Genomic DNA, 24,327 nt, shown 5'->3' on the forward strand with positions numbered 1-24,327 from the left:
GAACGATGCGCGCGCGTCCAATATGTGAACATTTCGTCTCAGAATCTGGAATTTACATTAGTCTCCAGAGTGCGCGGTTTCCCGGCGCGGCACGCGCCGGGCGGCGTCGTACTAGAAACGACCACCGCGCGTACGTTTCTCGAGGAAACGGAACCACCCACGGTAGAAGAGAAGGAGGCCCGCGTGGCTGAAGGATATGTGCACTGGAATGGCGAACTGAATACGGAAGCCACCCAGCTGCTTCGCGCGGGCGGCGCCATGTGCGTGGTCCCCACCAAGGTCGGCTATATTATCGCCACCACCGATTCGGCCGGGCTGGAACGCAAATTTGCCGTGAAGAACCGCAAACGCAATAAGCCCGCCGTGGTGCTGTGCGGCTCCATGGAAGAACTGGAAACCCTGGCGCAACTCACCCCGGAAATTCGCGATTTTTACCAGAAGAACTGGGACGAAGACATCCTCATGGGCTGCATCCTGCCCTGGCGTGCCGAGGCTGCCGAACACTACATTCCGGAAGAAGGCGAAGCGCGCAACCTGGTGCGCGACGGGCGCGGAACTTCCTGCTTCGTGATCCGCTACGGCAAGGCCGCCGAGCAGATCGCCGCGGACCTGTGGGAGAAGGATAGGAAGCTGGTCTTCGCTTCCTCGGCGAACCCCTCCGGGCGCGGAAACCGCGGCAAGGTGGAAGGAATCGGCACCGATATTGCCACCGAAGCGGACCTGGTGATCGAAGCCGATGATTACGTGACGTCCATCCAGCCCGATGCGTCCGAAGCCACCCGCTGGGAGCAGGGCGTGATGGTGTCCTTCGTGGATGAATCCGGGAAACTGGTGCCCGAACAGAACGGGCAGCGCATGGTCACCCCCGCGCCGGTGCTCATCCGCAAGGGCGTGTACCTGGATCGGATTCTCCAGCTGCTTTCCGAATCCTTCCTCAGCTGGGATTTCCGGCAGGGGGCGTACTACTAAGTCGCTAAAAAGTTTTGCTTGCGAGTAGTGAGCTGCGCGGCGGTCGATCTGGTGGTCGGCCGCCGCGTTGTAGTGCCGGGGCTATGTAGTTGGTTGCTAGTTGGCCGCCGCGCGAATCCCGAGCCACTGGTTCCACCCGTGGTGGAGCACCAGCCAGGCCATAAGCCCGTAACCGGCCTGGCGCGGCGCATACCCCCCGCTCAGGTCCATATCGGTATTCCACTGTTCGTGATCAACCAGCGGGCTAAAGGTATCCACGAAGGGAAAACGCCGCCGCTCGGTCACATCCCGGTAGGCATTGGATAAATTGAGCTGCACATCGCGGGGTAGATCCGGGCGCGGGGGCGGGCCCACCACGAAGGGGCGCATGCGCATCCGGTCCGCGGAATCCAGTAGATTCGCCAGGTGCAGGCGCGCCCGCGCCATGGTGCCGCCGCGTTCCAGATCGTGACTTCCCAGGCCGATAACCAGGCGCGACTCAATATCCGGGCCGGTACGCAGGGCAACTTCCCGCTCCCAGCGCTCCGCCATCTCCGAAATTGTTTCCCCGGGAACAGCCAAAGTGAGGGGGAGGAGCGGAGGGTCGGTGAGGGTGCGGGCCATCACGCGGCCCGTCCACCCGAGTGCCCGCGCATCGCCGTACCCGGCCACCAGCTCATCGCCAATAAAGATGACACGTAAAGAATCCACGGCTGCCTCCCTTGCTACTAGGTAAATCCTAGCGTGCTCAGCGCGCGCCACCCCCGCGAATCGCTAGACTGCAAGAAGCACCTACCCTGGAGTTTATGTGACCAACGCTCTTCTTTTACTTCTTGGCATTCTCCTCACGCTGGGAACCGCGCTTTTCGTGGCCGCGGAATTCTCCCTGGTGGCCCTGGACCCGGCCGCGGTGGAATCGCGCGCCGCTGAGGACCCGGCCGCTGCCAGCGTGGCCGGCCGCCTCCACCACCTCTCCCTCTTCCTATCCGCCTGCCAGGTGGGCATTACCATCACCACGATCCTGCTCGGATACGTGGCCCAACAACCCCTCACGGAAATATTGACGGGCTGGCTGGGTGCGGCCGGGGTGGCGCGTGCCGCCGCGGTTGCTATTGCCGCCGCCGCGGCCTTCCTCCTCGTCAACCTCTTCTCCATGCTCTTCGGGGAACTGGTCCCCAAGAATATGGCACTGGCCGAACCCCTGCGCACCGCCGCCCGGGTGGGCGGTCCGCTGCACGCCTTCAGCGTGGTGTTCAAACCCGTGATCGTCTCCTTCAACGCCACCGCGAACTGGCTGCTGCGCCGCATGGGCGTAGAACCGGCCGATGAAATCTCCGGGGCGCGCTCGGGCCCGGAACTGGGTGCCCTGGTGCGCCAATCCGCGGCGGCCGGCACCCTGGAGCCCTCCACCGCGCGCCTGCTCACCGCCTCCATCGGCGCGGGCGGACTCACGGCCATCGATATTATGACCGACCGCGGCCGGGTGGAATACCTGGAAGAAACCGCCTCCGCCGCGGACGTGATCACCGCGGCCCGCACCACCGGCTTCTCGCGTTTCCCCGTGGTGGGTGAGGGTGGCCTCGACGATATCCGCGGATTCGCGCACCTGCGCCCCGCCGTGGCCATTCCCGCCGAGCGGCGCGCGGACGTGCCCGTCACCTCCTCCTCGGTGATGCGCGAAGCATTCGCGGTACCCGAAACGATGGAATTGCCCGAGCTCCTCGTGGTGCTGCGAGACATCGGTGGCCAAACGGCCGTCGTCGTCGATGAATACGGCGGAACCTCCGGAATCGTGACGCTCGAGGACGCCGTGGAAGAAATCGTCGGCAATATCGCGGACGAACACGACCGCCGCGGCACCGGCGCGCGCCGCACCGCCCCGGGAACCTGGGTGGTGCCCGGCTTGCTGCGCCCGGACGAAGCCTTCCGCATTTGCGGGGTGCGCCTGCCCGAAGACGGCCCCTATGAAACCCTCGGCGGGCTGATTATGGCCGAACTTGGCCGCATTCCCGTGGTGGGGGATACGGTGGAGGTCGACGACGCCCAGCTGACAGTGCGTGCTATGGACGAGCGGCGCGTGGAAACGGTAGAGGTGAAAATCCATGAGTAATACCCTCGCCCTCATCCTCACCGTGCTGTTGCTCGCCGGAAACGCCTATTTCGTGGCCTGCGAATTCGCGCTCACCGCCTCGCGGCCCTCCCGCCTGGAACCCCTGGCGGAAAGCAACCCGCGCGCCGCGAAAACCCTGGCGGCTTCCCGCAACCTCAACGAAATGCTGGCTGCCTGCCAGCTCGGCGTAACCCTGTGCTCGGTGGCCCTCGGGGCGCTCGCGGAACCGGCGCTCGCGGCGCTGCTGCTGGTGCCGCTGGCCGCGGTGGGTGCCGGGGCAGTCCTCGCCCACACCATCGCTTTTGTGCTGGCTTTGCTCCTGGTGACCGCCCTGCACGTGATCCTGGGGGAAATGGTGCCGAAGAACCTGGCGGTCACCCACCCGGAACGCCTCGGCATGCTTTTCGTGCCTTCGCTGCTGGTTTTTGACCGGGTCTTCCGCCCGATCACCGGATCGCTTAACTGGCTCGCGGTGCATATCGTTTCCTGGATGGGGATGAAACCGAAAGACGAGGTTATCTCCGCGTTTACCGCTTCCGAAGTCGCGGCGATTGTGCATGCCTCCCAGGCGGCTGGGGTGCTCCAAGATACCCAGGGGCTTATCACCGGGGCGCTGGAATTTTCCGAACACCAGGTGGGGGACACCATGCTGCCCCTCGATAAGGTGGTGACCTGCCCGCGCACCGCCACGCCCGCGCAGGTGGAGCGGCTGGTGGCCGACCACGGGTATTCGCGGTTCCCACTCGTGAGCGACGGGAATATCGTCGGGTACATTCACGTGAAGGATATTCTCGACGCCGCCCAGCGCGAACTGCCCATTTCCGCCCGCTTGGTGCGGCCGGTCCGCAGCCTTGATGCCGGAACCAGCGTGGAGGACGCGCTGCGAACTATGCAAACCTCGGGGACGCATATGGCCATCGTGGAAGATAACGGAAAGGTAACGGGTGTGATCTTCCTCGAAGACGTTATTGAAGACCTCGTCGGGGACGTGCGCGATTCCATGCAGCGCCGTTCCTAAAACCGCGAGATAGCGCGGATTGCGCGAGGTGTGATTGCTGCGGGGAGGGAGCGGGACGATTCGGGGTGGGGCCGGTAGGGCGCGATGCGATACGGCTCATGTGGTGAAAACTCTTTGCCTTTCCGGCGCTGACCGTTATCATTTTGTAATAGTGACGGGCCGGTGGATGCGCCGGCCATCTGGCAGGGAAAATGAGGAGAGCAGTGAGCGCGGTACACCACACCTCTCGCGGCGGGCGCAGAGCCGCCCGGGCGCATGAGGCTCCGCAGGAGCGCGTTGGGAAACGCGCCGCGCGCGCCGCTGCTGTGAGCGTGGAGGGCTCGCGCCCGGTGGCATCTCGGCCTGCGGGTTCCCGGGCGGCGGCTTCGCATGCTGTGTCCGATTCGCACTCCGTGCCTGTTTCGCACTCGGTGCCTGTTTCGCATTCTGCACGCGCGGCGCACGTTGCGCGCGCTTCGCATGCGCGTCCCGCTGCTCCCACCGCTCAGGTAACGTCTGCAACTCCGGCGGCTCCTGTAACTCAGGCGACTCCTGCGCCTCCCGCCGGGCGTGCCCGCCGCGCTGCCGCGCCGGCATTCCCTTCACCTTCCCGCACGGTGGCTGCTGTTGAAAGTGCTAGCCAGGTGCGTACCTCCGGCAAACGAGCCGAAGTTGCGCAACCCGAGCGGCGCGGGCGCCGCGCCGCCGCCGTCGCCCCGGCCGCAACCGTAGAAACGGCCGCAACTGCGGCATCGCTAGACTCGGTTGCAGCGGCAGAAACGCCCGCAACGGTTGCTGCGCCCGCCACGGCCGCACCGCTCGCAACGGTGAGTGAACTTCCCACGCGCGGCAAACGGGCCCGCGCAGTGGCGCCCGCGAGTACCGAAGCGGTTACCGCTGCGCTTCCCACCCCGGAACTGAAACCGCAGGTGAACGTGGGGCGCGGGGCCGCTTTCGGCGTCGTTCTTCCTTCTTCTTTGACCATCGCAGCCTGCGAAGTCGCGCCCACCGGTGGAATCGGCACCGCGGGAATCACCACCGATACCGAGGGCACCGAAGTCCTCTCCGAATCGGATATTGACGCGGCGGTGCGCGCGGGTGAAGCCTGTGGGCGCGCGCAGAACCGGGAGCGCTCGGACCGCATTCTGGCCGGGGCGGCCGCGCACTGGGCGGTAGCGCGTTCCGTTTCTCCCTACCGCAATATTCTTATTGGCGCGGTGGCTTGCTTGGGCATGGTGCTTCCCGTTATGTCCACCTTGCAGGGCAATGCGGCGCAGGCCGCGAACCCGGCTTTCGTGGCGCCCATGGCTGAAGAATTCACCACCCCGGCCCAGCTCACCGGGGAAGTCGGTGCGATTCAGCGCGCCCAGGCCCGCACCGCGGCGGAGAATCCGCGCCGCGCCTGCCCCACCTCTGCAGGGGCTTCCGGCACCCGCGCCGCTTTTGATATCCCCACGGATCGCCTCATCGTCAAGCCGCTGCCCGAGGGAAGCTACCGCCTCACCTCGCCTTTCGGCACCCGCGTGGACCCGATCTCCGGGGAAGTTTCCTCCCACGCCGGGCAGGATTTCGGCGCCCCGGCCGGCACCCCGATCCACGCCATCGCCGACGGCGTGGTCAAGCACGCCGGTGAAGGCATCCAGGGCCGCTCAAATAATCTCATTATTATCGAGCACACTATTAACGGGGAAAAGTTCAGCTCCTGGTACATCCACATGTACGACGACGGGGTTTTCGTCAAGGCAGGTGACAAAGTCAAGGCCGGTGATGTGATCGGAGCGGTGGGCTCGAATGGCTACTCCACCGGCCCGCATCTCCATCTGGAGATCCACGCCGCCAACGACGAACTCCTCGACCCGCTCGCCTTCCTGGAAGAACGCCAAGCCCAGCCCCTCGAGGCGGATTGCAAGTAATGGGGCGACTCTACGATATTGATGGGCCCGCGCTCATCATCGCCCACCGCGGCGGCGGTAACGAATACCCGGAAAACTCCCTGCGCGCTTTTGAGGCTCTCTACCGCGCGGGATTTCGGCATATCGAATCGGACGTGCATGCCACTGCCGATGGCGTGGCGGTCATCCTCCACGATCCGCTCCTGGATCGCACCACGGACGGCGTTGGCCCGATCAGCGCACACACCTGGGCGGAAGTAGCTCAGGTTCGTAACGAGGCCGGAGAACGCCCGCCGCGCCTGGATGAAGTCCTCGATGCCTTCCCGGACGCTGTTTTTAACCTGGACGCGAAATCCGATGCGGCCGTAGAACCGCTGGTGGCTGCGGTGCGACGTACCGGAGCCGCGGGGCGGGTGTGCCTGGCCAGTTTCTCCCAGGCACGCGTGGAGCGTATGCGCAGTCGGCTGCCGGGAGCCACATTTTCGCTGGGCCGCTCAGCGGTGGCCTGGCTCATGGCGCTCTCCCACCTGCCCGGTGTGCAGGGAGTACGCATCGCCAAATTCCCCGGTTCGCAGCGCGGCTTCCAGGCCGTTCAGGTGCCGGTAGATATCGCGCTGCCGCGCCCGCGCTCGCTACCCGGCCTTCGCTCGTTACCCGGCCTTCGCTCGCTGCCCCGCCCGTGGCCGCTTTCGCGCTCAAGCCGCTCGCTCCAGAGCGGGGATGCGGCTGGCGGCGGCACGCTCGGCCACCCGGTTCCCGTTCTCACCGCGCGGTTTGTGCAGCTCGCCCACGCGCAAGGGCTGGCGGTGCACGCCTGGACGATTAATTCCGCCGCGGAAGCGGAAGGACTGCTCGACCTGGGCGTTGATGGCATTATTACCGACGAACCCAGCGCGATGCGCAGCTATTTCGATAACTCGCAGTACTCGGTGCGGATCTAAACACCGGTAGCGGGAGGGGAGCGCGGCCGGGAGCGGCGTCGTCGTACCACATTCTGGACCACGCCGGCGCGCCACGCTCTCAGCGCAACTTCCGCGCAAATCGTGATGAAACAAACAAAAAATGCTAGGCTTAAAGTCCCTTGCAGCGCATAGATGCGCCGCACCGCCACACAGAAGGAGTTGTGATGAAGGCCTGGCAATTTACGAATACCAATGAACCGCTTGTTCTCAACGAGGTTCCGGATCCCACGGCCGGCCCGGGCGAGGTTGTTCTGGAGATGAAGGCGGCTGGTATTTGCCATTCGGATGTTGGTCTACTCACGGATGAGGGCTGGCTGTCCATGCTCGCCAAGCGCCCCATCACCATTGGGCACGAAAATTCGGGCGTGGTGGCCGAAGTGGGCGAAGGCGTCACGGAGTACAAGGTCGGGGATCGTGTGGGCGTGTGCCCCACCACCGCGGCCGGTGCGCCCGGTTACAGTTTCGACGGCGGTTTCGCGCCGAAGATGGCGGTTCCGGCCGAAGCGCTCGTTCCGCTTCCGGACGGCGTTGATTTTATTTTGGGCGCGGCGGCAACCGATGCCGGGATGACCTCCCACGCGGCGGTCGTGACCCAGGGCGGCCTGCAGAAGGGCCAAACCGTGGGGATTATTGGCCTGGGCGGTCTCGGGCAGATCGGTGCGCGAGTGGCGGTGCTCGCCGGCGCGGATGTATACGTGGCTGAAATTAATGAAAAGGTGTGGCCGCTTGCCGAAAAGATTGGCGCCAAGGGCGTGAAGAAGGATATTAAGGACTTCTCCGATATTACTTTCGACCTCATCGTGGACTTCGCCGGTTTCGGCACCACCACCGCGGACGCCGTGGATATTATTCGCCGCGATGGCACCGTGGTGGTTGTGGGCATGGGCAAACTGGAATCGCTTATTTCCACGAAGAGCCTCATCCTCAACCAGTGCCGCCTCGTCGGCTCCAACGGCGGCACCAAGGAAGATATTGCCGGGATTTACGAGTTTATGGCCACCGGGAAACTCACCCCGCAGGTCACCACCATCCCCTTCGAGGAGATTCCCGAAGGCATCGAGAAGCTCAAGAATCACGAGGTCGTGGGGCGCCTGGTGGTTGAGTACTAAGCGCCGGTAGCGTTCCCGCGGCGCGCGTTTTAGTACGACGGCGCAGCTGGGGCCACCAGTGCAGCGATGGGCCCGCATATCTTTCGATACGCGGGCCCATCTTTGTGCGATTTGTGCCCCGAACAGGATTCGAACCTGCGGCCTTTCGCTCCGGAGGCGAACGCTCTATCCCCTGAGCTATCGGGGCGCACTGCGCTACTTTACCACGTTGGCGGGTGGCGGTGTAATTCTGTCGTAGATAGCACGTACACTTAGATGCGTGACTCCGGAAGAACTCAGTGCATGTATCGCGGCGGAAATCAGCGCCGCACGTAATGAAGGTCAGCTCCACCTCGATGGTGATATTCCCACGGTGAAAATCGAGCGCCCGCGTTCGCGCGAGCACGGGGATTGGGCCACGAATGTGGCTATGCAACTCGCCAAGCGCGCGGGGATGCCCCCGCGTGACCTGGCCACCCTGCTGGCCGGGCGCCTCGAAGGTGTGTCCGGTATCGCTCAGGTGGAGGTTGCCGGCCCCGGTTTTATTAATATTCGCCTCTCCGCGGGCGCGGCCGGGGAACTGGCTCGCAGCATCGTGGAACAGGGGGAGCGCTACGGTTCCTCCCAGGCGGGTGCCGGAACCACCGTCAATTTGGAATATGTTTCCGCGAATCCCACCGGCCCCATCCATATCGGGGGAGCGCGCTGGGCCGCGGTGGGGGATACCCTCGCCCGGATTCTCAGCTTCACCGGCGCGAACGTGGTGCGCGAATACTATTTCAATGATCACGGCAACCAGATCAACCATTTCTCGGAAAGCCTGCTGGCCGCCGCGCTGGGCCGCGAAACTCCGGAAGATGGCTACGGCGGAACATATATTTCCGATATTGCCGATCAGGTTATCGCCCAGGAGCTAGCCGCCGGGCGCCCCGATCCGCGCACCCTCCCGGAAACCGAAGCGCAGGAAGTATTCCGCGCCGGCGGTGTTGAGCTCATGTTCGCGGAGATCAAGAGTTCCTTGGCTGATTTCCGGGCCGAATTTGATGTGTTCTTCCACGAACAATCCCTCCACGATTCCGGAGCGGTTGCCGCCGCTATTGAAAAGCTGCGCGAACGCGGTGTTATTTACGAAGAAGATAACGCGGTATGGCTGCGCTCCACCGATTTCGGTGATGATAAAGACCGCGTCATCGTGAAATCGGACGGGGAAACCGCCTACTTCGCCGGTGACATCGCCTACTACCTCGATAAGCGCCACCGCGGTGCCGATCACGCCGTCTATATGCTCGGCGCGGATCACCACGGCTATATCGGGCGCATGTACGCCATGGCTCGCGCTTTCGGGGATACCGCCGGCAAGGGCGGCAATATGGAAATCCTCATCGGCCAGCTGGTCAATCTCAAGCGCGATGGTGTTCCGGTGCGCATGTCCAAGCGCGCGGGCACCGTGGTCACCCTGGAGGATCTGGTGGAAGCCGTGGGCGTGGATGCGGCACGCTACTCGCTGGTGCGCGCCTCGGTGGATACCACCCTGGAGCTGGACCTCAATGTGCTGGCTTCGCACACCAATGACAACCCGGTTTACTACGTGCAATACGCGCACGCCCGCACTGCGAATGTGGCCCGCAATGCCGCTGAACACGGGGTGCAGCGCGCGGATGCCTTCACCCCGGAACTCCTGGAGCAAGCCGATTCCGATCTGATCGGGCAGCTCGCCCGCTTCCCCGAAGTGATCTCCCTGGCCGCGGCCAATCGCGAACCGCACCGGGTGGCCCGCTACCTGGAAGAACTGGCCGGCGCCTACCACACCTGGTACGGCAAGGCCCGGGTCACCCCGCGCGCGGATGAAGAAGTCAGCGATCTGCACCGCACCCGCCTCTGGGTGAACGACGCCACCCGCCAGGTCCTCGCCAATGGCTTGCACCTGCTCGGGGTGAGCGCCCCGGAGAAAATGTGAGCGACTCGGTGAACACCCCGGTAAGTAATCTCGAGCAGCTGCCCGCGCCCCTTCCCGAGGGTTCGCCTACCGGGGTGTGGTCCACCACGGTACGCCGCCTTCCCGGTGACCTGGAGGTGGGCGGCTGTTCAGTGCGCGCCCTGGCGGAACGCTTCGGCACCCCGCTCTACATCCTGGATGAAGCCGATGCCCGCTCCCGGGCCGCCGCCTGGGTGAGCGCGATGCGGGAGGCTTTTGCCGAGTTGGCGGGAGCGGATGTCTACTACGCCTGCAAGGCTTTTGCCAGCGTGGGCGTGGCCCGGTGGATGCTGGAGGAAGGCCTCCACCTGGATACCTGTTCCGAAGGGGAGCTGCGCATCGCCCTGGCGGCCGGAGCGCGCGGGCACCAGCTCGGCTTGCACGGCAATAATAAATCCGCGGCGGAAATTGAGCTGGCCCTGGAACATGCGGTTGCCCACCTGGTGGTTGATTCCTTAGCGGAAGTGGAGCTGGTGGCCGCCGCGGCCGCGCGGCGCGGGCAGGTTGCCGCGGTTGTGGTACGGGTGACGTCCGGTATTCACGCGGGCGGCCACGATTTCATTGCCACGGCCCACGAGGATCAAAAATTCGGTCTTTCGCTCGCCAGCGGCGCGGCCTGGGAGGCGGTTGAGCGCATCGAGGCCAATCCGTGGCTACGCCTGGTGGGATTACATTCGCATATCGGCTCCCAAATTGTGGCGACGGAAGCTTTCGTGGCCGCGGCACGCGCCATCCTGGATCTGCGGGCCCGGGTGGCCCGCGAGCTGGGAACCGTGATCCCCGAAATTGACCTGGGCGGTGGCTACGGGGTGCGTTACACCGGCGCGGACCCGATTCCGCCTACCCCGCGTGACTTCGCCGCGGTGCTCGCCGCGGAAGTGGCCCGGCACAGCGCCCACAGCGGCATCCCCGCCCCGCGCATCTCCGTGGAACCGGGCCGCTCCATTATTGCCCCGGCCGGCATGACGCTCTACACCGTGGGAACCGTCAAGAACGTCCACGTGGATGCCACCCGCACCCGCACCTACGTTTCGGTGGACGGAGGCATGTCCGATAACATCCGCCCCGCCCTCTACGGCGCCGATTACACCGCGGCCCTCGTGGACCGCGTGCCGGCCAGCACCTGCACGGGCACCATTGTTGAGGCCGACGACGCCGCCGCGGCAAGCGCGGCGGATCCCGCTGCCGGTGCGGCGGCCACCCAGGGGAATCCCGGAGGCACGCGCGTCTGCCGAGTTGTCGGTAAGCATTGCGAATCGGGCGATATTGTGGTGCGCGCCGTCGCCCTCCCGGAGGATATTCACGCCGGTGACCTGCTTGTCACGCCGGCCACCGGCGCCTACGGGCGAGTCATGGCCTCGCATTACAATATGCTGCCCAGCCCGGGAGTTATTGCGGTGCGCGGCGGCCGGGCCCGCTGGCTTATTCGCGGGGAAACCGTGGCGGACCTCCTCGCGCTAGACGCGGATTACCCGGCTGCCGAGTAATCGCCCGGCCACCGCAGCCAAAAACTAGGGCTGCCCGCGCGCCGGCGCACTAACAGCTAAGCGCCGGCGCGTGCGGCACCTAATCCTCCGGCAGCACGGCCTCGCTCACCCGAGCGGGTTTTTCCCAGGTATCCGGGGCGCTGCTCCACGCCGAGATCGCGTCCACCACCGGGCGCAGCTCGGCCAGCGCGATCTGCCCGGCCGCGGTGGCCTGCCCGGCCTGACCCCAGGTGCCAGCGGAGCCGAAAATAGCGGAAGTAATGCGGCTCATGGTGCCCAGCGCGCCCATGGCGATGGTGATGAGCGGAACGTGCAGCTCCTGGCTGGCCCGATAGGTCGCGTTGAGCACCGTCACCACATCACCCGGATGTGCGGGCGTCACCGCAATTTTCGCGATAGACGCCCCGTGCACCTGCAAGAGCCGCAGGCGATTCACGATTTCATCTTCGGGCGGGGTAGAACGGAAATCATGGTAGGAGCCGATCACCGGAATCTGAGCCCGGGCCGCTTCCTGAATAATGCGTTCGGTCCAGGCTCCGGTGCGGAACAGCTCCGCATCCACCGCATCCACCAGCCCGGATTGGATGAGCCGGATCACCAGCGGCCCGTAATCATCGGGCATAATCGCTTTCTGGCCGCCCTCCGCCGCGGAACGGAACGTGCCCAGAATCGGTAGGTTCGTGGACTTACGCAAAAGGGTTCCCACCGCGGTGAGGGTGGCAAGATCCTCGAGGAAATCCACTCGCCATTCCAGAACGTCAATGTCCTGTTCGGGAAGCTTCGCTACCTGCGTCCGCAGCTCGTCACCATTGGCGGGCGTAATGGACACGAGGATTTTCGTCGGCCCGGAGCCGAAGGTGACGTCCTTGATTTTCACAGTGGGCATCGCGCACCTCGCTTTCTCTTCGTGCATCGGTCGATGCATTTTCCATGGGGATATTGTACCCATCCGCGTGGCGGGCGCCACACCCAGTTTTCGCCGCATACCAAGCCCATACGCTCGTGGCGGGCGGGCCGGTGGCGCGCCCCGGCCCTACCTTCGCTAGGCTAGGACACGCGAGGACAGAGAGGCCGGCGCAACGCCCGGACCGAGCCGGCATCCGCGCGGCGCGTTCGTCAAGATAAGGAGTAGGCGTGAAGGAAGTCAAGGTTGCCCTGCTGGGGGCGGGGACGGTGGGAAGCGCCGTCGTCCGCCTGCTGCAAGCCAATGCGGAAGAATTTAACCTGCGAGCCGGGGCGCGCCTGCGCGTGATCGGAATTGCGGTGCGCAACCTGGAGGCCCCGCGCGATCCGGCCATTGATCGCACGCTGCTCACAACCGATGCCCACGCCATTATTGCCCAGGCGGATATTGTTATTGAACTCATGGGCGGCATCGAACCGGCGCGCGAATATATTTTGGCCGCTTTTGCCGCCGGTGCCTCGGTGGTCACCGGAAATAAGGCGCTGCTGGCCGAACACGGTCCAGAATTGTACGACGCCGCGGCGCGTGCCGGCGTCGACCTCTATTACGAAGCCGCGGTGGGCGGGGCCGTCCCGGTGGTTTACGGGCTGCGCGAATCCCTCGCCGGGGACCGCGTTACCCATATCCTCGGAATCGTCAACGGCACCACCAATTACATCCTTGACGAAATGACCACCAACGGGGAAAGTTTCGATGCCGCGGTGAAGAAGGCGCAGGAGCTCGGCTACGCCGAAGCTGATCCGAGCGCCGATGTGGACGGGTACGACGCCGCGGCGAAATGCGCCATCCTGGCTTCTCTCGCTTTCCACACCCGCGTCCAGCTTTCGGATGTGCACACCCACGGAATCCGCGATATCACCCCGGATATGATTGCCTCGGCCGGGCGTGGCGGCTACGTGGTCAAGCTGGTGGCCTCCGCCAAGCGGCGCGCGGACGGCATTGAATTGTACGTGGGCCCCACCCTCATTCCCGCCCAGCATCCGCTCGCTACCGTACACGGCGCCTATAACGCCATTGTGGTGGAGGGCGAAGCCGCGGATCGGCTCATGTTCTACGGGCCGGGTGCCGGCGGGAACCCCACCGCCACCGCGGTGCTTTCCGATCTGGTGGCCGCCGCGCATCACCGCGTGCACGGTGGGCTGGCTCCGCGCGAACTGGCGTACGGCGAGCTGCCGATTCTGCCCCCTTCCCAGGCGCGTTCGCGCTTCCAGTTGAGCATGGACGTGGCCGATCACGTGGGTGTTCTCAGCGAAGTTACCGGGACTTTTGCCCGCCATAATGTTTCCATTAGCGGGGTGAGCCAAGAATCGCCCACCGCGGATCACCTGTGCCGCCTCACGGTTACCACCCACGAAGCCCTCCAAGCCGATGTGGAAGCAACCATTGCGGATCTCTCCGCCGCCGCGGGTCTGGCAACCGTACGCACCGCGAGCTTCGTGCGGGTGGAGGTGGCCTAATGCGTATCGCCACCTCCGAAGCGCGGGTGCGGGTCCCGGCGACCTCCGGCAATCTCGGTCCCGGCTTCGACTGCATGGGCATGGCGCATAACCTCTGGGACGAGGTGAGCGTGCGCCTCACCACCGGCGCTACCCGGGTGAGTATCGAAGGGGAAGGCGCGGATGTTCTTCCCACCGGTGAAGATCACCTCATCGTACGGGCTCTGCGCCGCGGTTTTGAGGCGGCGGCCCTGCCCGGCGTCGGTTTTGAACTGCACTGCGTTAACGCAATTCCGCAGGGGCGCGGCCTCGGTTCTTCCGCGGCGGCCGTGGTGGCCGGCTTACTGTTAGTGCGCGGCCTGGTAGATCGCCCCGATATATTCGACGACGGCGTGCTCCTCTCCCTCGCCACCGAATTTGAAGGGCACCCCGATAATGCCGCACCGGCGATTTTCGGGGGCGCCGTCGTTACATGGATGGAAGGAACGCAGGCCCGGGCGGCGCGTATCCCCACCGCGGTGGACACCACCCTCCTTATTCCCGGTGAACAGCTCCTGACCGAAAAGGCGCGGGCCGCGTTGCCGGATACCGTTCCGCACGCAGATGCCGCTTTTAATGCGTCGCGCACCGCCATGCTCACCCTTGCCCTGGAGCACTACCCCGATTTGCTGTGGCAGGCCACCGAGGATCGCCTCCACCAGGACTATCGCGCCGGGGCGATGCCGGCCTCCGCGGACGCGGTGCGGGCACTGCGCGCGGCCGGGTTCCCGGCCGTTATTTCCGGTGCGGGCCCATCCGTGCTAGTATTTTCACGCCTTGACGCTGACACAGTTTCTATGATGCAGCGGCGTGGATTTACGGTGAATACCGCTGGAATGTCCACACGGGGCGCCTATCTGGTGTAGACTAAGGTCTAACCGACGTTCTTATACCGGTTATTTCCCACGTACTTGAAATTGTCATAAGTGCGTTAACAACCCCTGAATTCCGAGGAAGGAACCTCGTGACGGAAACCCCAACATCAGGCGCAATCTCAACGATGCGGGTGCCGCAGCTGCGCGCGCTCGCCGAAGAACTCGGCCTGGACATTGACCCGAAAGCTAAGAAGGCGGACCTGCTCGCGGCCATTCGCGAAGTTCGCCCCGCGCGGCGCGGGCGGCCCCGCAAGGAAGATAGCCTCGCTAATATCAAGAAGACACGCGAAAAGCCCGCTGCTGCCACCACGGCAAAGCCCGCAGCGAAGAAGGAAAGCGCGGATGAAGCCGCATCGGTGTCCACCGCCGCGGAAGCAGCCACCCGCACCCACGCGGTAAGTGCCGCCAGTGCTGATGCCGCACCGGTGGCGGCGCCCAGTACCGCCGGCCACGATGATCGTGAGGAACGTAAAGTGCGGCGCCGGGTGCGCCGGGATCACCGCGAACCGGTGCATATCGATCTGCCCGAACCGAAGCAGGAAGCTGCCTCGACTGCCCGCCGTTCCGATTCCCTCAGTGATGAAAACACCCTCGCGGCCCTGGATGCCATTGGCGATGCCGCGGAACGCCGCGCTGGTGACCACCATGACACCACCTCGGAGCGCCGCCGTCGCAAGCGCAACCGGCGCGGTGAGGAACACGAAGAAGCCCGCCGCTCCCGGCGCACCTCGGAACGCGCCGAACGTACTGATCGCGCGGATCACGAGGTGGAGGATGCCGCCCCGGCTGCGAAGCCCGAACGTGAAGAACGCCAGGAGATCCCGGCCGGTAAGCGCCAGGCGGAGGATACCCTCGTTCCCGTCGCTGGCATTGTGGATACCCAGGGTAACCAGATGGTGCTGCGCACCGGCGGCTACCTGCCCGGCCCCAATGACGCGCAGATTTCCACCGCGCTGGTGCGCCAGTACGGTCTGCGCCGCGGGGATGCCGTGGTGGGTGCTATTCGCCAGCACGATGAGGATAATTCCTCGCATAATAACCGCAATAACAAGCGTAATCCGCGCCGTCGTTACAATAATCAAAACAATAACCGGTCCGGTAACCAGCTCGTCCAGGTGGATACTATTAACTCCCTGCCCGCAGCTGAAGCAGCGCGCCGCCCGGACTTTAATAAGCTCACCCCGGTCTACCCGGATGAGATTTTGCGCCTGGAAACCGAACGCAAGGGCCTGTCTACCCGCGCCATCGATTTGGTTGCCCCCATTGGCAAGGGCCAGCGCGGCCTCATTGTTTCCCCGCCGAAGGCCGGGAAAACCATGATTATGCAGCAGATCGCCAAGGCGATTGCCGCGAATGATCCCGAGGTTCATATCATGGTGGTTCTCGTGGATGAACGCCCCGAAGAAGTGACGGATATGCGTCGCATCGTCAAGGGCGAAGTGATTGCTTCCACCTTTGACCGCCCGGCTTCGGATCACACTATCGTCTCCGAACTGGCTATTGAGCGCGCCAAGCGCCTGGTGGAACTCGGTCAGGATGTGGTGGTTCTTCTCGATTCCCTCACCCGCCTTTCGCGTGCCTACAACCTCGCGGCACCGGCTTCGGGGCGTATCCTTTCCGGTGGTGTGGATGCCGCGGCGCTCTACCCGCCCAAGAAGTTCTTCGGTGCGGCGCGCAATATCGAAAATGGTGGCTCGCTCACGATTATCGCTTCCGCGCTGGTGGAAACCGGATCGAAGATGGACGAAGTTATTTTCGAAGAATTCAAGGGCACCGGCAATATGGAGCTGCGCCTCTCGCGCCAGCTCGCGGATCGGCGTATCTTCCCGGCGATCGATATCAACGCCTCGGGTACCCGCCGCGAAGAAATGCTCTACAAGCCCGAAGAACTCAAGGTCATCTGGCAGCTGCGCCGGGCCCTGGGAACTCTCGGAGTGGATGAAGCGGCGGACTTCGTGCTCAAGCGGATGCGGAATACCGAAAATAACGCGGAATTCCTCGTGTCGATTATGCGTTCCATGCAAGGATCGCGCGGCGAATAAGCCGAATAAAAACGGCGGGAGGAACCGGCCGGGTGGCCGGGTACCGAGCGCGTGGCGCACAATAGTGATGTGATACGCGCACGGTACCTTGTCTCGGCCGGCCCGCCCGTGCCATAATTTTCTGTCGGCTCCCGGTTCACCGTGATATGGAGAACCGTGCTCGGACCCGGGGGCAGCTACGAACCAAGGAGAGATAATGAAGCAGGGAATCCATCCCGATTACCACGAGGTCTCCGTGACCTGCACCTGCGGTAATGAGTTCACCACCCGTTCCACCTACAACGGTGACCATATGCGCGTGGAAGTGTGCAATAACTGCCACCCGTTCTACACCGGCAAGCAGAAGATCCTGGATACCGGTGGGCGCGTGGCTCGCTTCGAGGCACGCTACGGCAAGCGCAAGAAGTAAGCGCCACGGAAAGGAGCGTCACCGCAAGGGCGCTCCTTTTCTTTTTGCACTATTGTCGGTAGGGTCGCCACTCTCCGGTGGCGGCAGGGCACGCGCTGGGCGCGCGTGAAGAAAGGTCCTCGTTATGGCTGATACACGTCGTGAGGTTGCCGAGCACCATCTCGCTGAATTTGAAAAAATCGAAGCGGATATGGCTAGCCCGGAAGTTCTCTCCTCCCCGGATAAATTGCGTTCACTCGGGCGGCGCTATGCCGAACTCGGGCGGGTGGTACGCGTGTACCGGCGTTTCCTGCAGGCCGAACAGGACCTCACCGAAGCTAAGGAAATCATCTCCCAGGGCGGGGAAGATGCTGAACTCTTCCGCCCCGAACTTCCCGGAATGGAAGAACGCTACGAAGCTGCCTCCCAGGAACTCACGGAAGTCCTTATTCCCCGCGATGAAGACGACGCCCGCGATGTCATTATGGAGATCAAAGGTGGGGCCGGCGGGGAAGAATCCGCCCTCTTCGCGGGGGACCTGGCCCGCATGTACGAACGCTACGCCACCTCTAAGGGATGGAGTTGGGAAGTGCTGGGTGCCAACCAAACCGAGCTGGGTGGCTATAAGGACCTCGAGGTTGCCATCCGTTCCCGTGGGCAGCTTGAGGATCCTTCCGAAGGCGTCTGGGCCCACCTCAAGTACGAAGGCGGGGTCCACCGGGTGCAGCGCGTACCCGTAACCGAATCCCAAGGGCGCATCCAGACCTCCACCGCAGGGGTGCTTGTTTTCGCGGAAGTGGATGACCCGGGCGAAGTGGAAATCGCCGCGAATGACCTGCGGATTGACGTGTACCGTTCCTCGGGGCCGGGCGGGCAGTCCGTGAACACCACCGATTCGGCGGTGCGTATTACCCACCTTCCCACCGGGATTGTGGTCTCCATGCAGGATGAAAAATCGCAGATCCAAAATCGTGAATCCGCTATGCGGGTGCTGCGTGCCCGGTTGCGTCAGCTCCAGCTGGATCAACAGGCCGCTGAAAACGCGGAATTGCGCCATTCTCAGGTGCGTACCCTGGACCGCTCCGAGCGCATCCGCACCTATAATTTCCCGGAAAATCGTATTTCCGATCACCGCACCGGCTACAAGGCCCATAATCTCGACGCGGTTCTCGATGGGGACTTGGATGCCGTCATCGATTCGGCCCGGATTATGGATGAAGCGGCTCGTATGGAAGCCGCGGAAGAAAAGTAGAAGGTAGCCGAGCGCTATGACCACCTGGGCGGAATTGCTGGCAGGTGCCACCGCGCAGCTCACCGCGGCCGGGGTAGATTCGCCGGCCGCCGATGCCCGCTGGCTGGCCGAAGCGGCCGCCGGGAAGCGCCCCGATCCGCGCACCACCCCGCCTCCGGCGCAGCGCGAACTTTTCACCCGGTATCTGGCCCGCCGCGCCGCGCGCGAGCCACTTCAGCATATTACCGGGCGGATGTATTTCCGCTACCTCGAGCTGGTATCCACCCCCGATGCGCTTATTGTGCGCCCGGAAACTGAGATCGTAGCCGAACGCGCCATCGCGGCCGCGCGGGCGTGCGTAGCCGCGCATACCCGCGGGAACGGTACCGCCAGGGGGAACGACGGCGCAGCGGCGGCGCGGAACGGCGCCGCCGGGCAGCAGGCAGGCCCCCTTGTTGTCGATCTTGGCACCGGCAGCGGGGCCATTGCCTTGAGTATCGCTACCGAAGTCCCCGCTGTCCGGGTGATCGGCGTCGATACAGATCCCCGGGCCTTGCACCTGGCCACCACCAATAATGCCCGCTACGGCTCGCCCGTTACTTTTCTGCACCACGATGTGACTGAGCCGCTTCCCGAACTGGACCACGCGGTCGACGTCGTCGTCGCTAATCCTCCCTATATTCCACCCGATACGCCCGTGAGCGCAGAAGTGCGGGCCGATCCGGCGCGGGCCCTGTGGGGTGGGGGAGCGGACGGCCTGGACCTGCCCAGGCTTTTCGTGGCGCGCGCGGCGCAGCTACTGCGGGGCGGGGGTATCCTCGTTCTCGAACACGCCGAGACGCAGAGCGCGCCCCTGCGCGAATACGCTCGGACGCAGGGTTTCACCCGGGTGGCAACCGGCCGGGACCTGGCTGGGCGAGAACGTTTTTTGGAGGCAGAATATGGACACCTGTGATGCCGCGGTAGCCGCCCTCGCGCGCGGCGAGCTCGTGGTTCTCCCAACCGATACCGTTTACGGCCTGGGCGCGGATGCGTTTTCGCGCGCGGCTGTCACCCGGCTCCTCACCGCGAAAGGCCGCGGGCGCGATAAGCCTTCCCCGGTGCTCGTCGCTTCGATGGACGACGCCGCCCGTTTGACTTCCGCCATCCCGGCCGGCGCCCGCGCACTCGCCGCGGCGTACTGGCCCGGGGCTCTCACCCTCATCCTCCCCGCGAATAACAGCATCGGCTGGGACCTGGGCGAAACCCACGGAACCGTGGCGCTGCGCATGCCCGATCATCCGCTCGCTCTGGAGCTGCTGCGCCGCACCGGCCCGCTAGCCGTTTCCTCCGCGAATCTTACCGAGCACGCCCCGGCCCGCACCGCCGCGCAGGCCCGCGCGCAGCTGGGAGAGAAAGTCGCGGTGTACCTGGACGGGGGCACCGCACCGGGCGGGGTGCCGTCCACCATTGTGAGCTTCGCGGGGGAGCGGGCGCAGATTCTGCGCCACGGCGCTATTGCTGATGAGGATATCGCCGCCATCGTGCCGCTGGGCTGAAGCGATGCGGCGGCGCCGCACGGAAGCACGGTGCGGGCCGGCTAGACTGAACGGCAACAGCACTAGGAAGGAGAGAGCATGCGCGTCTACCTGCTCATGATGGTGCTCAGCTGCGCCATCACTTACTTCCTGGTTCCCGCGATTCTGCGCCTGGCGCTGCGCGTGGGCGCCATGACGCAGGTGCGCGAACGCGATATCCACACCGTGCCCATCCCGCGATTGGGCGGGGTGGCGATGTTCTTGGGATTTTCGGCCTCGTTCGCCATTGCCTCGCAGATCCCCTACCTGCACCGGGTGCTCGGGCCCGCCTCCCAAGCCTGGGCGATTTGGCTGGGCGCCGGGCTTATGTGCCTGGTGGGTGCCATCGACGATATCTGGGAACTCGATTGGATGACGAAACTGGCCGGCGAAGTGCTGGCCGCTGGGGTCATGGCCTGGCAGGGCGTCCAATTCGTCACGCTGCCCTTTATGGGGCTGACCGTGGGCTCCACCCGCCTATCGATTTTCTTCACCATCCTTATGGTGGTCATCACGGTGAACGCCGTGAATTTTATGGACGGGCTGGACGGGCTGGCCGCCGGGATCGTGGGGATTGCCTCCCTGGCTTTCTTTATTTATTCCTATATTCTTACCCGCAATGCCACCCCGGGGGATTACACCTCGGTGGCCTGCGCCGCCGCGGCGGCCACGGTGGGGATGTGCGCCGGGATTCTGCCGCATAATTTCCACCCGGCTCGTATCTTTATGGGTGATTCGGGCGCGCTTATGCTCGGCATGGTGCTGGCCGCCTCGGCTATCCAGGTCACCGGGCAGATCGATCCGCAATCCACCTCCCTCGGCTACGCGCTCCCGGCGTATTTGCCGCTGCTGCTGGCCCTCGCCGTGGTGGTGCTGCCCCTCTCTGATTTCATCTGGGCCGTCACCCGGCGCTTGGCCCGCGGGCAGTCCCCTTTCCACGCCGACGCCGGCCACCTCCACCACCGCCTGCTACGCCTGGGCCATTCGCATACCGGCACCGTGCTCATTCTCTATCTGTGGACGGCTATTTTCTCCTTCAGCTGCATGTTGCTTATTGTGCTACCCGCCCGGCACGTCGCCCTGATCGGTGCGGCGGGGGTGGTGCTTGGTTGCGTGGTCACCTTCGGGATGTTTGGCCGACGGCGCAGCTCGGCGGCGCGCGGGGAGCGAATCCCGGAGGAGAATGCCGGAGATGCGCCTGTTTCCATGATTGAGCAGGCGCGGGAAACAGAGCCGGTGCAGGAAGCGGAGGAGCATCAATGAGGGCCCAATCCGGGTGGGGGGCCGCCCCGAGCGGAGGCGCCGCGCGCGTGCTGCGCCGTGCCCAGCTGAGCGCAACGCTCGGATGCGTCGTCGTCGGAATAATCGGGATAGCGATGTGCCTGCTTGCCGGTCAAGGTGAGCACGCCTGCGCCGTGGGATGGGCCACCCTCATTGCGTTTATCCTCCAGGTGGTGACCTGGGGCAGTGCGCGTTACCTGCCCGGCGGGAGCGGATGGGCCCTGGCTAGCTACGCGGTCAAACTTGTGGTGGTGTTAGGCGGTCTCGGGGCGGTGCGGGCTTTGACCGCCGCGCCGGTGGGAACCGCGGCGCTGGCGCTTGCCGGGCTCATTATCTGTGCGCTCGCGGTGCAATCGTGGGTGGTAGTGCGCGCGGATCTTCGTGCGACCGCATCGTGAGCCACCCGGGATGCCAGGCCGCGTTTCGCGGGTATATTCGGGAACAGGGCGCTTAGTCCTAGCCGCGCAGAGGCGGTAAGAGTAACGTAGACCACTGTTCACGGCGGCAAAGTTCAAGGCCGCGCGGTGATGACAATTGTGATTTCCACGCTAAGATAGGTTAGCAGTGCCGTTCAGGCGGGGTTCCCGCCGCGGAAAGATTCGATGGAGAGGGTGAGCGCATGGCAGTCGGTTCGTTCGCGAATCTGAGCATGCTCGGCCTGCCGATGGAGAACGACGGGTTCCACGCCCCGGGAGTTGAGGAATTCTTCCCCGCCCCCATCTTCTTCGCCGGCACGCCATTTGAGATGAATCGCGTGATGGTGATTCGTCTTCTTGCGGCTTTAGTTCTTCTGGTTTTCTGCGTTATCTATGCCAAGCGCGCCAAGCTCATTCCGGGTCGTGCGCAGGCTGCGATGGAATCCCTGCTGGACTTCTCGCGGGTGCAGATCGGTGAAGAAATTCTTGAAGGGCAGGCACGGAAGTACCAGCCCCTGCTCGCCACCATTTTCCTCGGTACTCTCTTTATGAACCTGACCGGCGTTATCCCGGGCTTGCAGCTCGCGGGTACGTCGGTTATTGGTATGCCGCTCATTTACGCCGTGGTGGCGTACGTGGCTTTCATTATTGCGGGTATGAAAGAACGCGGGGCGGGTACCTTCTTCAAGGAACAACTCTTCCCGCCCGGGGTGCCCTGGCCGATTTACATCATCATGACGCCCATTGAGTTGCTTTCTACCTTCATTATTCGGCCCGTCACCCTGACGGTTCGTCTCTTGGCCAATATGCTTTCCGGGCATATGCTGCTCGTGCTCTGCTTCCTGGGCACCCACGCGCTCTACTTCTCCATGGGCGGGGGCCTCGGTATCGGCCTGGGTACGGTCACCCTGGTGGCAGGTATCCTCTTCACCGTCTTTGAACTTTTCGTGGCGTGCCTGCAGGCGTATATCTTCGCCCTGCTCACCGCCGCGTATATCCAACTTTCTATTTCCGCCCACTAAAACAACAAGAAAAGGACAATCCCATGACTGGATCTGCAGCAGTTCTCGCGACCATCGGTTACGGTCTCGCGGCTATCGGCCCCGGCATCGGCGTCGGCCTCATCGGTGCGAAGAACCAGGAAGCTACCGCACGCCAGCCCGAGATCCGCGGCTACCTGCGTGTCAATATGTTCCTGTCCATCGCCTTTACCGAAGCACTCGGCCTGATCGGCTTCGCCGCGGGCTTCGTGTTCGGAGCTTAAGCAATGTATCTCGCTGAAGAACACAGTGTTATCATTCCGGCCATTCCGGATCTGCTGTGGGGCACGGTATCTTTCCTCATCGTCGCCATCGCGGTGTATAAATTCGCCTGGCCGACGCTGACGAAGATGCTTGATGAGCGGCGGGAGAAAATCGAAGAAGGTTTGCTCGCTGCCGAGCGCGCCCGCGAGGAAGTGGCTCAAGAACGTGCCACCATCCAGTCCGAAAAGGACGCCGCGGTGCGCGAAGCCGCGGATATCCGCGCCCAGGCACAGTCCAATGCCTCCGATATTATCGAGCGTGCACGCCGGGAAGCCGGCGAAGAAGCGCGGCGCATTTCCGCCGCGGCTCAGGTTCAGATTAAGGCTGATACCGACGCCGCCGCGCGGATTCTCCGCGCGGATCTGGGCACTATGGCTTCGCAGCTGGCCGGTCGTATCGTGGGTGAGCAGATTCGCCTCGATCCGAGTGTGAATCAGGGCGTCGTCGATTCGTTCCTCGATAATCTCGAGGAGCAGGCGCGAACGGGGGCGTAATGCGGTCCACGAGTAAGCAATCCGCCGCCGCGGTCACCGCCGAGTGGGACGCCCTGCTTCAGGAATATCCCGGCCAGGAAATTGACTTGGCGCGCGAACTTTTCGCCGCTGCAGACGCCATCAATGCCTCCCCTTCCCTGCGTGGAACCCTCGCGGATACCACCCGGGCTGGTGTGGCACGGGAAAGCCTGGCAGGTGCCATTTTCGCCGCCCACGTGAGCGCACCGGTTCTTACGGTGCTGCGCGCGGTAGCGGGGCGGACGTGGACGGAGGACGCTGATCTCGTCACGACCGTGGATACCCTCGGCGCACACGCTGTATTGGTCCGGGCGCGTGGCGCCGGGGTGCTCTCCGGCGTCGAAGATGAGCTCTACCAGCTTATGCGTACCCTTAAAGAAACTCCCGATCTGCGCATCACGCTCTCCCGCGAGGAGTACTCCGCGGAGGAACGCGCGGCGCTCTTTGATCGGGTGGTTCCGAATATTCGGGAGGAAACCCGGGTACTCGCGCACCGCGCCCTCGCGCGAGTGCGGGAGATGACCCTGGCCGCCTCGCTCATGGAGTACGCGGTCCAGGCAGCGGATTTGGGCGATGTTTCCGGAGTATCGGTGCTGGTGGCCCAGCCGCTCACGGCGAACCAAGAGGAACGCCTCCAGCGCGCCCTGACCGCGATGTACGGAACCGAAGTTTCGATCCACGTGTCGGTAGATCCGACTGTAGTGGGCGGCATGCGTATCCAGCACGGTTCGGATGTTATTGACGCGACGCTGCAGTCCAGAATTAAAGATGTACGCGATAAAGTCGCGGCCATGCCGGCGGCACCGGCGAGCAACAGGTAAGGA

General features: G+C 64.1%; 23 protein-coding genes and 1 tRNA gene. 21 read left to right on the top strand and 3 right to left on the bottom strand.

Going from position 1 to position 24,327, the window contains the following annotated elements:
- Positions 1-183: 183 nt before the first annotated feature.
- Positions 184-969, top strand: coding sequence for an L-threonylcarbamoyladenylate synthase (locus QP305_RS06455; RefSeq protein ID WP_284904636.1), 786 nt, complete (start codon positions 184-186; stop codon positions 967-969).
- Positions 970-1,065: 96 nt separating this feature from the next.
- Here the strand turns inward: QP305_RS06455 and QP305_RS06460 are convergent, their stop codons facing one another.
- Positions 1,066-1,659, bottom strand: a complete 594-nt coding sequence (locus tag QP305_RS06460) for a GDSL-type esterase/lipase family protein (protein ID WP_087069889.1) — start codon at positions 1,657-1,659, stop codon at positions 1,066-1,068.
- A 97-nt stretch (positions 1,660-1,756) separates the two neighbouring features.
- Between QP305_RS06460 and QP305_RS06465 the strand changes: the two genes are divergently transcribed.
- The 5 genes from QP305_RS06465 to QP305_RS06485 all read left to right on the top strand — a co-directional run bounded on the left by QP305_RS06465 (position 1,757) and on the right by QP305_RS06485 (position 8,018).
- Positions 1,757-3,058: a hemolysin family protein gene (locus tag QP305_RS06465; protein WP_026429093.1), complete on the top strand. Its 1,302-nt coding sequence runs from the start codon at positions 1,757-1,759 to the stop codon at positions 3,056-3,058.
- Entirely contained in the window at positions 3,051-4,076 is a 1,026-nt protein-coding gene (locus QP305_RS06470; RefSeq protein ID WP_284904637.1) for a hemolysin family protein, read from the top strand. The genes QP305_RS06465 and QP305_RS06470 overlap by 8 nt, the downstream gene beginning before the upstream one ends.
- A gap of 596 nt (positions 4,077-4,672) precedes the next feature.
- Positions 4,673-5,968 carry a M23 family metallopeptidase gene (locus QP305_RS06475; protein ID WP_284904638.1) on the top strand — a complete coding sequence of 432 codons (1,296 nt, stop codon included), beginning with the start codon at positions 4,673-4,675 and terminating at the stop codon, positions 5,966-5,968.
- Positions 5,968-6,888, top strand: a complete 921-nt coding sequence (locus QP305_RS06480; protein WP_284904639.1) for a glycerophosphodiester phosphodiesterase family protein — start codon at positions 5,968-5,970, stop codon at positions 6,886-6,888. The genes QP305_RS06475 and QP305_RS06480 overlap by 1 nt, the downstream gene beginning before the upstream one ends.
- Before the next feature lie 185 nt (positions 6,889-7,073).
- Positions 7,074-8,018, top strand: a complete 945-nt coding sequence (locus QP305_RS06485) for a zinc-binding dehydrogenase (RefSeq protein ID WP_284904640.1) — start codon at positions 7,074-7,076, stop codon at positions 8,016-8,018.
- Positions 8,019-8,132: 114 nt separating this feature from the next.
- On the opposite strand, the gene QP305_RS06490 is transcribed toward QP305_RS06485, so the two are convergent.
- Positions 8,133-8,205 (bottom strand) — tRNA-Arg (locus tag QP305_RS06490).
- A 72-nt stretch (positions 8,206-8,277) separates the two neighbouring features.
- Between QP305_RS06490 and argS the strand changes: the two genes are divergently transcribed.
- Positions 8,278-9,954: an arginine--tRNA ligase gene (argS, locus tag QP305_RS06495; protein ID WP_284904641.1), complete on the top strand. Its 1,677-nt coding sequence runs from the start codon at positions 8,278-8,280 to the stop codon at positions 9,952-9,954.
- Complete coding sequence (gene lysA / locus QP305_RS06500; RefSeq protein WP_284904642.1) at positions 9,951-11,459, top strand: diaminopimelate decarboxylase; 1,509 nt, start codon at positions 9,951-9,953, stop codon at positions 11,457-11,459. Before argS ends, lysA begins: the two co-directional genes overlap by 4 nt.
- Positions 11,460-11,538: 79 nt before the next feature.
- Here the strand turns inward: lysA and aroD are convergent, their stop codons facing one another.
- A complete protein-coding gene (gene aroD, locus QP305_RS06505) occupies positions 11,539-12,345 on the bottom strand; it encodes a type I 3-dehydroquinate dehydratase (RefSeq protein WP_284904643.1) in 807 nt (268 codons plus the stop codon).
- Between the two features lie 248 nt (positions 12,346-12,593).
- On the opposite strand from aroD, the gene QP305_RS06510 reads away from it, so the two are divergent.
- From QP305_RS06510 to QP305_RS06570, 13 genes are all read left to right on the top strand, one after another.
- Complete coding sequence (locus QP305_RS06510; RefSeq protein WP_274732429.1) at positions 12,594-13,880, top strand: homoserine dehydrogenase; 1,287 nt, start codon at positions 12,594-12,596, stop codon at positions 13,878-13,880.
- The gene (gene thrB, locus QP305_RS06515; protein WP_274732430.1) at positions 13,880-14,764 is read left to right on the top strand and encodes a homoserine kinase; all 885 of its coding nucleotides are present in this window, start codon (positions 13,880-13,882) and stop codon (positions 14,762-14,764) included. Before QP305_RS06510 ends, thrB begins: the two co-directional genes overlap by 1 nt.
- A gap of 98 nt (positions 14,765-14,862) precedes the next feature.
- Positions 14,863-16,815, top strand: coding sequence for a transcription termination factor Rho (gene rho / locus QP305_RS06520; protein ID WP_274732431.1), 1,953 nt, complete (start codon positions 14,863-14,865; stop codon positions 16,813-16,815).
- Positions 16,816-17,011: 196 nt separating this feature from the next.
- Complete coding sequence (rpmE, locus tag QP305_RS06525) at positions 17,012-17,224, top strand: 50S ribosomal protein L31 (RefSeq protein WP_016441737.1); 213 nt, start codon at positions 17,012-17,014, stop codon at positions 17,222-17,224.
- Positions 17,225-17,348: 124 nt separating this feature from the next.
- Positions 17,349-18,455: a peptide chain release factor 1 gene (prfA, locus tag QP305_RS06530; RefSeq protein ID WP_087069881.1), complete on the top strand. Its 1,107-nt coding sequence runs from the start codon at positions 17,349-17,351 to the stop codon at positions 18,453-18,455.
- A gap of 16 nt (positions 18,456-18,471) precedes the next feature.
- Positions 18,472-19,389, top strand: coding sequence for a peptide chain release factor N(5)-glutamine methyltransferase (gene prmC / locus QP305_RS06535; protein WP_274732432.1), 918 nt, complete (start codon positions 18,472-18,474; stop codon positions 19,387-19,389).
- Positions 19,376-19,972: an L-threonylcarbamoyladenylate synthase gene (locus tag QP305_RS06540; protein WP_274732433.1), complete on the top strand. Its 597-nt coding sequence runs from the start codon at positions 19,376-19,378 to the stop codon at positions 19,970-19,972. Before prmC ends, QP305_RS06540 begins: the two co-directional genes overlap by 14 nt.
- Before the next feature lie 78 nt (positions 19,973-20,050).
- The gene (locus tag QP305_RS06545; RefSeq protein WP_126134866.1) at positions 20,051-21,253 is read left to right on the top strand and encodes a glycosyltransferase family 4 protein; all 1,203 of its coding nucleotides are present in this window, start codon (positions 20,051-20,053) and stop codon (positions 21,251-21,253) included.
- On the top strand, positions 21,250-21,669 hold the full coding sequence (locus QP305_RS06550) for a hypothetical protein (protein ID WP_274732434.1): 420 nt from the start codon (positions 21,250-21,252) through the stop codon (positions 21,667-21,669). Before QP305_RS06545 ends, QP305_RS06550 begins: the two co-directional genes overlap by 4 nt.
- A 221-nt stretch (positions 21,670-21,890) precedes the next feature.
- Positions 21,891-22,709, top strand: coding sequence for a F0F1 ATP synthase subunit A (atpB, locus tag QP305_RS06555; protein ID WP_016441731.1), 819 nt, complete (start codon positions 21,891-21,893; stop codon positions 22,707-22,709).
- Between the two features lie 23 nt (positions 22,710-22,732).
- A complete protein-coding gene (gene atpE / locus QP305_RS06560) occupies positions 22,733-22,951 on the top strand; it encodes an ATP synthase F0 subunit C (protein WP_016441730.1) in 219 nt (72 codons plus the stop codon).
- Between the two features lie 3 nt (positions 22,952-22,954).
- Positions 22,955-23,485, top strand: coding sequence for a F0F1 ATP synthase subunit B (atpF, locus tag QP305_RS06565; protein ID WP_016441729.1), 531 nt, complete (start codon positions 22,955-22,957; stop codon positions 23,483-23,485).
- Entirely contained in the window at positions 23,485-24,324 is an 840-nt protein-coding gene (locus QP305_RS06570) for a F0F1 ATP synthase subunit delta (protein WP_274732435.1), read from the top strand. The genes atpF and QP305_RS06570 overlap by 1 nt, the downstream gene beginning before the upstream one ends.
- Positions 24,325-24,327: the final 3 nt, after the last annotated feature.

Origin of the sequence: Actinotignum timonense, from assembly GCF_030216305.1 — a bacterium.
Taxonomy (GTDB): domain Bacteria; phylum Actinomycetota; class Actinomycetes; order Actinomycetales; family Actinomycetaceae; genus Actinotignum; species Actinotignum timonense_A.